The 14,364-nt window shown below is 37.1% G+C and carries 10 protein-coding genes; 3 read left to right on the top strand and 7 right to left on the bottom strand.

Annotated elements, in window-relative coordinates; translation table 11 throughout:
* Nucleotides 1-22 precede the first annotated feature (22 nt).
* Genes acsn021_RS08880 through acsn021_RS08870 form a run of 3 tightly spaced genes read right to left on the bottom strand, consistent with a single transcriptional unit; the run spans nt 23 to nt 3,699 of the window.
* Complete coding sequence (locus acsn021_RS08880; protein ID WP_184091294.1) at nt 23-1,789, bottom strand: extracellular solute-binding protein; 1,767 nt, start codon at nt 1,787-1,789, stop codon at nt 23-25.
* A 51-nt stretch (nt 1,790-1,840) separates the two neighbouring features.
* On the bottom strand, nt 1,841-2,761 hold the full coding sequence (locus tag acsn021_RS08875; protein ID WP_184091295.1) for a carbohydrate ABC transporter permease: 921 nt from the start codon (nt 2,759-2,761) through the stop codon (nt 1,841-1,843).
* Between the two features lie 17 nt (nt 2,762-2,778).
* Nucleotides 2,779-3,699 (bottom strand): ABC transporter permease subunit, encoded by a 921-nt coding sequence (locus acsn021_RS08870; RefSeq protein WP_184091296.1) that lies wholly within the window; start codon nt 3,697-3,699, stop codon nt 2,779-2,781.
* A 476-nt stretch (nt 3,700-4,175) separates the two neighbouring features.
* Here acsn021_RS08870 and acsn021_RS08865 point away from each other — a divergent pair, with 476 nt between their 5' ends.
* Nucleotides 4,176-4,574 (top strand): GntR family transcriptional regulator, encoded by a 399-nt coding sequence (locus acsn021_RS08865; protein ID WP_184091297.1) that lies wholly within the window; start codon nt 4,176-4,178, stop codon nt 4,572-4,574.
* Nucleotides 4,571-5,941 carry a PH domain-containing protein gene (locus tag acsn021_RS08860; protein WP_184091298.1) on the top strand — a complete coding sequence of 457 codons (1,371 nt, stop codon included), beginning with the start codon at nt 4,571-4,573 and terminating at the stop codon, nt 5,939-5,941. The genes acsn021_RS08865 and acsn021_RS08860 overlap by 4 nt, the downstream gene beginning before the upstream one ends.
* Nucleotides 5,942-6,025: 84 nt before the next feature.
* Here acsn021_RS08860 and acsn021_RS08855 read toward each other — a convergent pair whose 3' ends face one another.
* The 4 genes from acsn021_RS08855 to ku all read right to left on the bottom strand — a co-directional run bounded on the left by acsn021_RS08855 (nt 6,026) and on the right by ku (nt 12,846).
* Nucleotides 6,026-8,377 (bottom strand): alpha/beta hydrolase-fold protein, encoded by a 2,352-nt coding sequence (locus acsn021_RS08855; RefSeq protein ID WP_184091299.1) that lies wholly within the window; start codon nt 8,375-8,377, stop codon nt 6,026-6,028.
* A 230-nt stretch (nt 8,378-8,607) separates the two neighbouring features.
* The gene (locus acsn021_RS08850) at nt 8,608-9,408 is read right to left on the bottom strand and encodes a helix-turn-helix domain-containing protein (protein WP_184091300.1); all 801 of its coding nucleotides are present in this window, start codon (nt 9,406-9,408) and stop codon (nt 8,608-8,610) included.
* 177 nt (nt 9,409-9,585) lie between these two features.
* Complete coding sequence (gene ligD / locus acsn021_RS08845; RefSeq protein ID WP_184091302.1) at nt 9,586-12,024, bottom strand: DNA ligase D; 2,439 nt, start codon at nt 12,022-12,024, stop codon at nt 9,586-9,588.
* Nucleotides 12,025-12,072: 48 nt separating this feature from the next.
* On the bottom strand, nt 12,073-12,846 hold the full coding sequence (ku, locus tag acsn021_RS08840; RefSeq protein WP_184091311.1) for a non-homologous end joining protein Ku: 774 nt from the start codon (nt 12,844-12,846) through the stop codon (nt 12,073-12,075).
* A gap of 308 nt (nt 12,847-13,154) precedes the next feature.
* Here ku and acsn021_RS08835 point away from each other — a divergent pair, with 308 nt between their 5' ends.
* Nucleotides 13,155-14,363, top strand: a complete 1,209-nt coding sequence (locus acsn021_RS08835) for an FKBP-type peptidyl-prolyl cis-trans isomerase (RefSeq protein ID WP_184091313.1) — start codon at nt 13,155-13,157, stop codon at nt 14,361-14,363.
* Nucleotide 14,364 lies beyond the last annotated feature (1 nt).

The raw sequence follows: 14,364 nt of genomic DNA, 5'->3' as shown, positions 1-14,364 counted from the left end.
TGATTTATAGGCATACGAGACTTTATTTCATCGCCGCTTCCCTCGCTTCTAAAACTTTCTCAAACTTAGATTTATCAAATTCCACCAACTGATTCCAATCAAGACCTTCAAGTTGGATTTTCATTTCTTCCCACATTGCTTTAAAATCTTCTTCGTCTTTTGCAAAAACCATTCTCCATGATGTATCACAGATTATAGTGGCGCATTGACTGCGAATTAAGGCAATATCTGTAGTATCACTTGGCAGAATTATATTAACATTTGGTACCGGTTTTAATTGTCCCGTTTTTTCTAAATATGCCACTTGGTTTGGAGCCCCATATTTCTCACTCCATTCCTTTGTCATTATTGTTTTATTTGCTTCCAGATAAGAATTCCAATAATTATAATTGTACGTTTCTCCTGTATTCGGGTTTGTAGACACAGAGTGCAATGGCCATTGATTAATTTTACTATTTCCGTCGTCAAATCCGCCGCCACCCCATTCATCCGGAACTGTACGGTTCTCCATGAGACCATATAACCCCTCTTCAGTAAGTGTATATTTTCCCTCAGAATCTTTCGTATAACTCCAGTCTGGAATACCTGCATGTAGAAAATCAAGTCCTTCCGGGCTAATTAACCAATCTAGGAATTCTATTGCTCTAGCTCTAGTATTTCCCTCCATATGAGACCCAATTGCAAGCGCCCTTCCGTCACCATAATAGGAATCAGAGGGCTGATAAAAATTCATATCCTGAACGGGTGCATAGATGTATGCATTCCTGTCATTCGCACGGTCAGGAGTATTCCAAAAGCCTCTCTGCCAGGAATACCAAAACATTAATACTTGTTTGTTCTTCATCTTAGTGCAGGCTGTATCCCAATTCTGAGTGCCGGAATCCGGGTCCACTAAACCTCTTTGATTCGCTTCAAAGAAGAAGTGCAGCATTTTATAATAGGCCCCGTCATCATCTGTGACTTGTTTCATATCGCCGGTATTACCCAGCATAATGGAACCATTCACTTCATATCCATACATTTTAGTCAATTGGGTTGCGGTTTCCATTGTAATCTGGGTTCCTCCCTTATCCCAGTCAGCCCACAAAGAAATAGCATAACTTGGATCACCTGCGGCATTTACTGGATGCGCTGCTTGAATCTGCTCTAAAACCTTCAGTAAATCCTCCATGGTTTTCATTTCCGGAGTTCCTATCTCCGTATAGTAATCCCAAGGGAGCATTGGACTGATATAAATTTCAGTATCTGTATAGGTTGTAGGTGAGGTATTCGTAATTTGACAGGGAAGTCCATAGATTTTTCCTTCAGTATTCTCCTCAAGGCCCGTGTTAAAGGTTTTATATTGCTCATAATACTGGTTTAGATTCTCACTGCTTTGTACCTCATTCGTGATGTCTGATATCAACCCTGCCTTAATGCAATCCTGAAGAGGTGAGTTGTCCAAAAGGATGATGTCTCCAAGTTTTCCGGAAGCAGTTCGTGTCTGGTATAGAGCCTCTCCATTGCCGGAAGCCTGCGGCGCGATGATATTTAATTCAAGATTGAATTTATCCTTAACCACCTTTCCAAACCATCCGCTTTGCATTCCCTGATAATTAGCGGCCACATCATAAATCTCAAGAGTAAGCGGCTCGGTACGGTCAATTCCCCCCAACGCTGTATCCGATTGGGAGCTTGTATTAGCCGTTGTATTGTTTACCGTCTTGTTCTTTCCTCCACAGCCCGTCATAATCAAGGAAAAAGCCACTAGTACAGCTGCTAATCTTATAGCTTTTTTTCTCGTCTTCATAAAAAATCCTCCTCACTTTTTATATGAAAGGATGTTAACACCCTCCATCTTCTAGCCCTTGACTGCTCCAATCATAATTCCCTTTACAAAATATCGCTGAAAAATTGGATAGATAAACAGTATTGGCGCAACTACAATAATTGTTACTGTCATACGTATAGAAGTGGCAGTCTGTACTGTTGCAACACTTTGTGCCACTGCTGAACTGCTTGATGAATTAACAAGCTGTTTTAAGGAGCTTGCCTGATTGATGTATTGGTACAAGATAAATTGAAGACTGTACAACTTATTATCCGTCATTAATATTAATGTATCCTGAAAAGCATTCCATTGTCCCACTGCTGCAAATATTGATATAGTTGCCATAATTGGCTTAATAACAGGCAGAATAATTCGTAAAAATATTTTCATTGTGCCTGCTCCGTCTATTTCAGCGGCTTGTTGCAATTCCTTTGGTATGGATTCAACAAAGGTCTTAGCCAGTATAATATAAAAAGGTGATACGATTGCCGGCAAAATATATCCCCAAAAATTATTAGTCAAATTTAGATTTCTCATGGTCAAAAACCACGGAATGATTCCGGCATTAAAGTACATGGTAACAACAACAAAACGATACCAGAATTTTCTATGCCACATTGTTTCTCTTGTGAACATATAACCTAGGAAAGCTGTTGCTGCCACCGTAAGCAAGGTACCAAGTACTGTTCGACCAACAGAAATCACAGCAGCATCAAATAATCCCGGAATCTTCATTGCTTTTAAATAATTTTGAACATGCACACCTTTCGGCCAAAAAATAATTAATCCTTTTTGACTCAGTTCATTAGAACTGATGGTATTAATAAATATGTAATAAAATGGGTAAATACAGATAAATGCAAAAACTCCGAAAAAAGTATAGGTTAGGACATGAATAAGCTTATCACTAAAACTTGACTTTTTACGTTTTTTTCTTTTTTCGCTCCCCATGAGAAGTCCTCCTTATCTTATAAAAAGCTCTCACCTCTGACTAGCTTTGAAATACCATTAGCCAGACTAAGCAAAATCAAGCTTATCATACTTTTTAGTATACTAAGAGCTGTCGCAACTGAGTAACTGCCGCTTCCCATTGCCAGGTTAAATACATATAAATCTAAAACCTGAATCTTTTCTTTATTAAATGCATTTTGAAATACATAATACTGTTCCATACCATTTGTTAAAAAACTAGCAATACTTAACATCAAAAGTACAAAATAAGTAGGGAGAATACTGGGAATTGTTATATAGCGAATCATCTGCATTCTGGTGGCTCCGTCAACTTTAGCTGCTTCAAACAACTCCTCATCAATACTGGTAATTGCGGCTATATACATAATGGCTGCCCATCCCAAATTTTTCCATGTAAGCCACAACCATTGAGTTAACCATACATGTTCTGATGCCTGCAAGAATTGAATGGGTTTATCAATGATACCTAAAGATACGAACACCTGATTAACTACACCAGTATTATTAAATATATTAAAAGCAACCGAATACACCAAGACCCAACTAATAAAATTAGGAATTGTTGTCACTGTCTGAACCGCTTTTCGAAAGGGTATACACTTAATTTCATTCAAAAAAACCGCAAAAAGCATGGGCAGCCAGGAGGTTGTAACAGTTATTCCACTCATAACTAAAGTGTTCGTAACTACATTTACTATTTGTTTAGTCTTTACCGGATTAGACACCAAGGATTGAAACCATTTCAGTCCGACAAAATTATCCATAGTTAAAGGCTGAGGCGGTCTGTAGTCAAAAAAGGCATATACCCAGCCATACAAGGGATAATAAGCAAATACGGCAATCAAGATTAGAAAGGGCAGTATGTAAAGAAATTCTATTATAGATTTTTTCTTCTTTTTATTTTGAAATAGTTTCATAATTACTCTCCTTTTATAGTACTGTGAAAATGTGCCGGATAAAGAAGTTCTGTATTAACCTAAAATGCTGACCGCTAACCTCCATTTCTGTATACATCTTGACTCGAATTACTAATTACGTATACTTTTAAAGTATCTCAAGAGACTATTTTAGTTACATTTCACATCCAAATAAGCATATCAATTCTTCAAGTTGTATAATATGCCCAACAATATAATTATATATAAATATTTAATACGAAACAATGACATATCATCAGCTTAATATGAACTATATTAATATCTAATATTTGCGATTTGTAACTATCAACTACAGATTATGGGTTTAGATATAACCAGCATACTAACTTCCAATATACCGTTAGCAAGATACACAAAAATCATTGTCCCATTCACAGGCATACTTGACACTAAGCATTATTTGTATTATAATATGTAATACAAATAATACTTAGTGAATTAGTGGAGGATAATAAATGATAATTAAACTAAATACAACAAGCGCAACACCTATTTATGTCCAATTGCGTAATCAGATTGTTATAGGAATCGGGCGAGGGGATTTGAAAATTGGACAGGGATTACCTACTGTTCGGCAAATGGCTGAAGACATTGGTATTAATATGATGACAGTAACAAAAGCTTATACGATTCTCAAAAATGAAGGCTTTATTGAAATAGACCGTCGTCACGGAGCTAAAGTCAAACCCACTGCGCTCTTAACTGGAGATTTTACCGAAAAAATTGAAAGTGAATTGGCTTTACTAATTACTGAATCATCACTTAAGGGAATTGAAAAAGAACACTTTTTGAAGTTGTGCGATGAAATGTTTGACCGTTTGAATATTTCAAGCATTGCAGGAGGTAACATATGATTTCTATTGTTATTAATTTATTTGTTACACTGACGGTTTTGATTACACTTATTTTAACGAATAAAACCGCTGAAAAGGCAAATGGCAATATTCTTCTTGGGGTATCACTTCCTCGTTTTGAGCTCCAAAATAGTGAAGTGCAAAAAATCGTTCAAAAATATCATAAATCATATACTTTAGCAGGTTTCGTGTTCATTTTGCTTATGTTCCCTCTTCTCATTATTTCAAAATACACATCCATTAGTATATTATACATTTTAGCTTGGTGCTGTTTACTTTTCTTTGTAAATAGTCTTATTCAAAAAAGATATTTTAGCATATTATATACAGTGAAAAAAGAAAACAAATGGTATGTCGGTGAAAAACATATTCTTAGTATTGACACGGAGGTGAGCAGATTAAAAGGGAAAATGCCTGCTTCACCGTTTTGGTTTATCCAGGCTTTTATTATTTCCTTAATTCCCATCCTATTATTGTTACATAAACAAGAGTATCACCTTTCCTCCTGGATATTTCCAATGTGCTCAATTATAAGTGTAGTAATCGGATTCCTAGCCTATCGGATAGTTACAAAAGAGAGAGTTATTACATATTCAGAAAATACAGAAATAAATCTTGCCCTGAATCAGATTTACAGACATCAATGGTCAAAATGCTGGATTTTGCAAGCTCATATTGGAACCATTCTTTATACGCTTATGTTTTTCTTAGTTCAGTGTAATGTACTTGATTTATTTGTGATGATGGTATTGCTTGGAATATCAACTTGTTTAACCTATGCACCTATTTTATCGGCATATTATACGGTAAGAGATGAACGACATAATTTGCTCTTATTTACTTCTGAGGAAGTTTACACGGATGAAGATCAATACTGGGCAACAGGAAATTACAAAAATCCCACTGACAAACGTGTCTGGGTTGAAAATCGCTTAGGCTATGGAGTTACAGTTAACATGGCATCTACGTTTGGAAGACTGACAAATATTGTCCTGGCTATAGTAGTATTAGGAATAATAGCACTTGCAAAGTTTGTAATGCCACTTGATTTTGGTACGGTGGAATTTGAAATGAAAAATCATACAGCTTATATAAGCGCACCAATGTATAGGGATTCTTTTTCGATCGATGCTATGAAAGCAGTGGTGCAAATAGATCAACTTCCTAAGATGAATAAACGCAATGGCGGGGATAGTGATCGTTTTTATGTGGGTAGATTTAATGTACAGGGATATGGAGATTGCTCCGTATACGTCCATCGGAACATCTCCCCCTATCTTGTTATTACTCTTTCCGACAGAATTATTATTATAAATGGAGACGCACCTGAAAAAACCAATGAAATCTACTCTCTTCTAAAAGAGTAATATTCTTCGACACGTTATGAAAAAAAGCTCCTCGATATTTAATTCGGGGAGCTTTTGTCACCGTGCCGGTGAGAAACTCAAACATTAATAAAACAATCTTTGTAGGAAATCGGTCACACAATGTCTCCAGAAAGTCCAATCATGGTAGCCCTTTTGAAAGAACGTGACCAGAGGTATGTTACAAGCTTTTAAATCCTGAACCGTTTCAAACGTTTCCTCATAAAATCCGTCCTGTTCACCGCAAGCTATATAAAGAAGTTTAAAAGCTTGTTGAAATGCCGACAAATCTTTAAGTAAAGGAGTATAATCCTCCTCCTCATTTTGGATTACAAGTCCTCCGCTAAATATACCTGCCCAAGCAAACAGCTCTGTGTTATGAAAAACTGTTTTCTGCGTCTGCATACCGCCCATGGAGAGTCCTGCCATTGCACGTTTCTCCTTCTGCGTATACGTACGGTAATGACTGTCAATAAAGGGAATGCAATCTTTTACAATTTCTTCATCAACAGACCCTAAGAGGGGATGACTTGTTCCATCCGGTCGAAAGCTGTAGCCTGTATTCATTACAATAATCATTTCCACTGCTTTTTGAAGCGCCAATAAATTATCCATAATATTACAGATTTTACCTTGCCAAATCCAGCCTATTTCAGTTTCACCTCCCCCGTGCTGAAGATAGAGAACCGGATATCTTTTCTCCCGATTTTCTTCATAGCCGGGTGGCGTGTAAACATAACACACTTTTGTACGTCCGGTTTGTGAAGACTTATAGTAATTCATATGTATACTGCCGTGAGGCACTGACCTTAATAAGTAGATATCAAAATCCGGCTCCGGCATTTCCAGATAGTTTATCGGTTTAAAACACCCATACCCAAGAGGAGCCCACGGATTGATTACAGAAATACCATTTACAAAATATTCATGGTAATGAAAGCCTGGTGTTATCTCTCTAACAATTCCCTGCCAGTATCCTTCTTCACCAAGAGAACCCGCTGCTTTATGAAGAGCTATCCGCTCCATACCAAGAATTTGCACTTCTACGCTTTTTGCCTTTGGCGCAATAAAATAAAATTCCGCCACTCCTTGTTCCTTAATTACGACTCCAGGCTGTATATCCTTATACCTTCCGGCCGGTCTTCCCTTCTCATCCACTGCAAATATAACACCCTTGTAAACGGTATCAAAGAATAAAGGTTGCATCTCATAGGTCTGCCTGGCAAAAATTTCAGTGTTTTCAATCCTCTGGCAAACGGTATCTATATGATTTGTTCTAGCCCGAGTATCCTCTGTTAATAAATCTGTACTTTCTTTATTAAATATATTTTGTACAAACCTAGCTAGACTTTTTCTCCATACATGCCACTCATGAAACCCTTTAAAGGAAGCCATATCACAAGCTATCCCTGCATTTCTAAGCTTATCTTGATATTCTTTTTGTTGGGATATAATTCTTTCTTCTCCTTCTCCGGCAGCTAATAGCACATAATCAGGTCGTTTATCCATCCCTATGGTAAGGTTATCCAATTCAGAAATGGCGACTCCTGAAAATACGCCTAATGCTGAGAATACCCCAGGATGTTTTACTACTGTAAGGGAGGCTTGCGCTGAGCCTAGTGATAGACCTGCAATAGCTTTATTATCCCGTCCTGTTTTGGTTCGGTAACGGCTCTGGATGAAGGGAATCACATCCTCCATTAATTCTTTGTCAAAATCACCCGGATAAAAGACCGGATCCTCACCTTCCTGAAAAGAATAGCCACTGCACATAACTACTAGCATTTCCTTACATTTTCCCTCTGCCAGGAGATTATCCATAATAAAATTAAGCTTACCATTCCACAGCCAGCCGCTTTCACTTTCTCCCACACCATGTTGAATATATAAAACAGGATATGTTTTCTCCCACTGCTGATGATATTCGGGGGGTGTATACACATAGCAGCTTTTTAGATGTCCATTCACACTGGATTGGTATACTTCCATTCGTACTTCACCATGTGAAACGTCTTTCAAAAAATAGAAATCATCCTCTTCTTCCGGTACTTCAAAGAAGTTGATGGGTTCAAAGCAGCCATAACAAAAAGCACCGAAAGGATTCCTTACCTGTACATCATCTACGAACCAATTATGATAATGAAATCCAGGCTCAATCCCTTGAACTCTTCTAGAGAAATAACCATTTTCCTCAGAAACTAATTCAATTGGCTCACAGCTCATACTTCCGCTGATTCCAGCTATAGAAACTTTTTTTGCTCCCGGTGCATAATAGCAAAATTCCACTTCATTATTATCGTACACCCTAGCACCTTGTCTCGTCGGTATATAATGCATACTCTTTAAGTCTCTGCCGCCATTCTTAAATGCAACCTTTTGATTTAATGGATCAAAAAATAACTGGTGGCAGGATACTGCCTGATTTTCAACTTTCTTCATTTAATGTCTTCTCCTTTCAGATTCTACCTTCCTATTCCTCTTTATGTAAATTTCTATGGTGGAGACCCTTATGTAACATATATAGTATTATAAAATAACAGGAGATTTCTTACAATGATATATCAAACCCATTCGTTGATATATTCTATTGTTATAAATAGGCTCTTGTTATTGGGACTCGCTCTCTTTCATAATCAGTGGCTGAAGATAAGAATTAGTAAGAAAAACACTCAATATACGTTATGTATGTCTTCGAGATTGGAAATTGAATGAGGAAGCTTTCGGAATTGATTTGGCGTTACTCCGGCTATCTTCTTAAATTGCCGGAAAAAATGTTCTATATTTCGGTAACCACACAATGTTACAATCTCTGAAATAGAATACTGTTCGTATATTAAATATTTTTTTGCCAGAGTAATTCTACTGTTAATCACATCCTCCATACACGTTACTCCAAAAGTGCTCTTATAAACATCCTGCATATAGCCTACGCTGACATTCAATTTTTCTGCCATCTTCTTAACGGTCCATTCCTTGTGAGGTTGATGATAGATCTCCATTTTTAATTCCTTCAAGCTTTTATAAAGAGGTGATACTGCTTTATAATTGTAAGATTCCAATAATTTATTAAACAGTATCCGAAATAAATTATCTATGGTTATATCTTTAAAATCGTTATTTAATATATGTTCTGTAACAAGTAATTGATATATCTTATGACAATACACCGGGTCGCGCAGACTAAACGGAACACCGCATAGAATAGGTGTTGTAGTAACATAGGTTTCATTGGTATAAAACCGCACCCAGTCATTTGAATAGGTATCACCATTTGCACGATAGTAGATTTTTTGCTTTGGCTTATAAAGTATCGCACAATTAGGTGGATATTCCCTATAATTATCCTCTACAAAAAATATAGCAGGTGTTTGTGTTAATAACAACAGCCAGCAATCATGCCCTTCTGGTATGTCAAATACAAAGTCTTTTGAATGAGAGGCATCGAATCCTACATAATTTATATGAATCATTACTTTCCTCCAAGATTCACCATATTAATGGCAATTATATGATTGTTCAATTCTTTAAATTAATTACAGATAAAAATTAAATATATAGACTTATAGGATAACTTTTCCATCTATACTATAACATAGAAAATCTTCAAAAAGCAACCTTCCAAATTAAGGTTGCTTTTTTCTATCCACCTATTTAAGCATCTGATTACTCTTTAAAAAATCCGCCCATGGATCTCCGCCATTCATTCTTCTGACTGCTTCGGCCATATCAATACTATCAGGAGCAATTCTATCTAACTCATCCCATCCAATGGGCATTGATACCCTTGCTCCCTTTCTAGCCCTTATAGAATAAGGAGCTATACTTGTTGCTCCTCTGCCGTTTCTTATCCAGTCAATAAAAATCTTTCCGGTTCGCTTTGCCTTTCTCACATTACTTGTATAGCGGTCAGGCCACTTTTGCTCCATAACAGCAGCCACTCCTCTTGAAAAATCATGAAACACAGTCCAACCCACAGATGGTATTAACGGAACCACTATATGATAGCCTTTTCCTCCGCTGGTCTTTAGGTATGACTTTAAGGAAAGTTCGTTAAGAATACTTTTGATATCCAATACACCCTGACGCACCCTATCAAGCTCCATTCCCTCATCCGGATCCAGGTCAAATACCATCATATTTGGCTTCTCAATTTCATCAACACAACTTCCCCAAGTATGGAATTCTAAAGTTCCCATCTGTACTTGATAAATGATTCCGGTTGTATTCTCAATATAGAAGTATTCTTCTGCTTCACCATTTTTATTGATGATTGAAATAGTACAAACCTCTTTGCTATCCGCTGCCGGATGCTTTTTAAAAAAACATGTTTGGGAGATTCCTTTTGGACAACGGACAACACTTAAGATTCGATTACTTAGATACGGGAGCATTCTCTCTGAAACCTTTTCATAGTAATTTACAATATCTCCTTTTGTAATCTCAGGTTCATGAAATAATACTTTGTCCGGATTGCTTATCTTTATACTGTTTACAATTATGGAGTTCTTATTTGTTTCTGCAAGCTTCTCATGAACCATTTCACTCGGTGTCACGATTTCTTCCTCCTCTTTTTCCCTTTTTACATCTCTAGGGTTCTTATCTGTACGGATTCCTTTAAAGCTTGCCTGCCTTAACAAATTCTCTTCCGTCCATTCGGCATATTTGATTTCTGCCACCAGGTCGGGTTCAAGCCACGTAATTTTTTCATTTGATTTAGACTTTGGCGGGGCTTTAAAAGGAGCGTCTGCTCTTATAATATTCGCAAATTTTTTTTCAAGCAGTACTATATCTGATTCACTTAAGCCGGTGCCTGCACGCCCGGCATAAACAAAATCACTACCTTCATAAACACCGAGAAGAAGAGAACTTACTCCACTTACCTTTTTGTCGGAGAGTGTATATCCTCCGATAACGAATTCCTGTCTCTTATCACATTTTAACTTTATCCAGTCACCGTTTCTTGTTCCGCTGTAGATGGAATCCGCTTTTTTCCCCACTATCCCTTCCATACCTGCCTCACAAGCTACAACAAAACTTTCCTTACCGCTTCCTCTAACATAACGGCTATAGTAAATGCATTTTGGTGCATCCTTTAACAAAGCTTTTAGCTTCTCTTTTCTTTTAATTAAAGGTTGTTCTCTTAAGTCCTTTCCATCCAGTGCAAGAAGATCAAAAACAATATAGGTTAGGTTTTTAGCCTTTGGATTTTTCATGTAGTTTTGCAGAGCCTGAAAATCCGTCTTACCCGAAGCATCCGTAATTGCCATCTCACCATCCAACACCATTGCCCTTCCTCCTGCAAAATCAATAAGAGATGAAGCAATTTTATGAAACCGCCTTGTATAATCATTCCCATTCCTTGTTATCAAACGTGCACTGCTGCATTCTACATATGACAAGATTCTGTAACCGTCATATTTTAACTCATAGAGCCAATCCTCTCCCTCAGGAACCTTATTAACTAATTTTGCAAGCTGTACATCTGTATTTTCAAAGGGGTTTCTCGTAATCTTATCCTCTTTCCCTGCGTCGATTTCCGCCATAGTACGACCAGTCCGGATACTAGTCGTAAACTCAGTTATGCCATTGGTTGTTTTAACATATTCATCCTTCTCTTTCAGTAAAAGCCAATTATCCTTTAACTCTCCGTCTTTTGCTTTCCACCTGACCAAAGCCCACTTTCCCCTAAGCCGCCTTCCTTTCAGAACAAACTTCAACTCACCTTTAAAAAGTCCTTCATCCACATTTTTATATGGTTCCCAGTATCCCTCATCCCAAAGCATAACTACTCCGCCCCCGTATTCTCCCTTCGGAATAGTTCCCTCAAAATTCCGGTATTCCAGGGGGTGTTCTTCTACCTTAACAGCTAACCTTTTGTCATGAGTATCATAGGATGGCCCCTTAGGAACCGCCCAGCTTAAAAGTACTCCCTCCCATTCCAGACGCAAATCATAGTGCTCCTTCCGCGCCATATGGTGTTGGACAACGAATCTCAGACCTTCTTTTGAAGTCTCTATCTCCCCTTCTGGCTCCAAGGTTCTGCTAAAATTCCTTTTTTGATTATACTCACTTAAGTTTACTGTCATATTAATAGCCGCTTCCTTTCCAATACCTGCTGACTGACAATTAAACAGTTACGCCGGTTCCTTATCCCTCTTTGCTTTCTCAACGCTGGCTTTGAGAGCTTCCATAAGATCTATTACTTTGCCTACACCTTCTGACTCAGGAGCAACCACTTCTTTACCAGATATCTTTGTTTCAATTAATGCACGGAGCCTCTCCTGATACTCATCTTTATATTGGGAAGGATCAAATGGTGTATCCATGGAATTTATCAAGGTTTTTGCCATATTTAACTCCTGTTCAGAAACTTCTGGCTTAGAATATGGCTTTTGAAGTGCTTTAATGTCATCTGCATAGAACATAGTAGAAATAAGGACGCCTTCTTCTCTTGGAATAATTGCCATCAATGTATCTTTTGTTCCCATAACGGTTTTACCAATGGCTATCTTTTGTTCGCTCATCAATGCTGCACGCAGTAGTTCAAAGGCTTTTTCGCCTCCGGCCTCAGGCACAGCTTGATACGTTTTTTCATAATAGACCGGTGAAATCTGATTTAACTGCGCGAAATGAAGTATTTGTATTGATTTCTCTTTTTCTGTTTTAATCTTTTCAATATCCTCATCGGTGACAACAACATACTTGTCATCATCATACTCGAAGCCCTTTACAATGTCTCCTGCAGAAATCTCTTTACCGCAATTCGCACAAGTCTTCTTATATCGAATACGGCTGTTATCTTCCTTATGCAATTGATTAAAATGAATGTCATTATCTTGTATGGTTGTATACATACCAATGGGAATTGCTACCATACCAAACGTTATGACTGATTTTCGTGATATCATAATCTAAACACCTCCAAGTCTTATTGTTACCAAACGAATTATTAGTATTCGATATTCTTTTACTCTGTGTTTTGCTGGTGCATCAATTAAATACACAAAATGTTCATAATTTTTGAATATTTTAGAATTGCAGTATCAATAAGGATGTATTATAATAAGAACGACAGATACACTCGGACGAAGGTTGTATTATAAAACACTAAAACAAAGAAAGGTTAGGTTGAGAAAATGAATCCATGTTTTTTCAACATCTTGATTTGTACGTATGCAAGTGCAGATAGCACTAAAGCACACAGATGGGAGTTAAGATGAAGGTTAATAAACAAAACGAGAACTCTTCTATGAGTTTAGGGCAGAAAAAACGCCTGGAGAAAAAAAGGGAAATTGAAAGAGCGAAACGAAATGCACTCTTAAACAAAATTATTTCGTATTCTCTCGTTACATTAATAGCGGTAGGTCTTGTTACCATAATTGGCTATTCTATTTATCGAAATGTTACAAAAATAAAACCTAGCAGTGATTTTAGTGCATATCTGACAGACAACGGACTTATAAAAGACGTTACTGCTAATGAATTGCTAGACTTAGTAGATTATAAGAACATAACTGCTCCTTTAACTGAGATAGAATATTCTGATGAATCGATTGACAACGATATAAAAACCTTACTGAAAAATAAAAAAGAATTGGTAACAGATACTAATGCATTAGTAAAAGATGGTGACATAATAAACATAGATTATGTCGGAACTGTGGATGGCGTAGAATTCAGCGGCGGTAATACCAATGGTAGCGGTGCAGATTTAGAAATCGGCTCCAATACCTATGTAGATGATTTTGAAACACAATTAATCGGACATAAAGCAGGTGATAAGGTAACCGTAAATGTTACCTTCCCAGTAGACTACTCTTCTAGTGAAGACCTTGCCGGAAAAGACGCTGTATTTGAAGTTGTAATAAACAGCATTTATAAACTTCCCGAATTCACAGATGAATTTGTAAAAGAGAATCTTTCCGATAATGCATCTACAGTTGCTGAATACAGGGAATATGTAAAGCAGACTAATTACGATAAGAATTTTGATACCTGGTTAGTGAAATACCTTATGGATAATACTACTGTTCAGTCCTATCCTACAGAATATTTTAATCATTTGAAATCAATTAAAAAATATGAGGATCAAATGTCTGTGGAATACATGAATAACTTTTATGCTTCTATGGGTTCTAATCAAACCACTACCTTTGAAAGTTATGTAGGAATGTCCGAGGCTAAATACGACGATTCTTTAGAAGAAGCAATTAAAGACCGTGCTAAGAAAGCGCTTTTGTGTCAGGCTATTTATGAAAAAGAAGGGCTTTCCGTATCCAAAGATGATTACTCCACATACTTTGATGAAGCTTCTACCGGCGGTTATGATGCACAGGTAGAGCAGCAAGGTACCGGATATGTTATGCAGCAGCTTATCGAGAAAAAAGTAATGGAATATGTGAAAGATATAGTAACAGTAAAATAAT

Origin of the sequence: Anaerocolumna cellulosilytica (genome assembly GCF_014218335.1) — a bacterium.
GTDB lineage: Bacteria > Bacillota > Clostridia > Lachnospirales > Lachnospiraceae > Anaerocolumna > Anaerocolumna cellulosilytica.
Note: the sequence above shows the minus strand (reverse complement) of the source record. Positions and strands in the feature narration are given on the sequence as shown.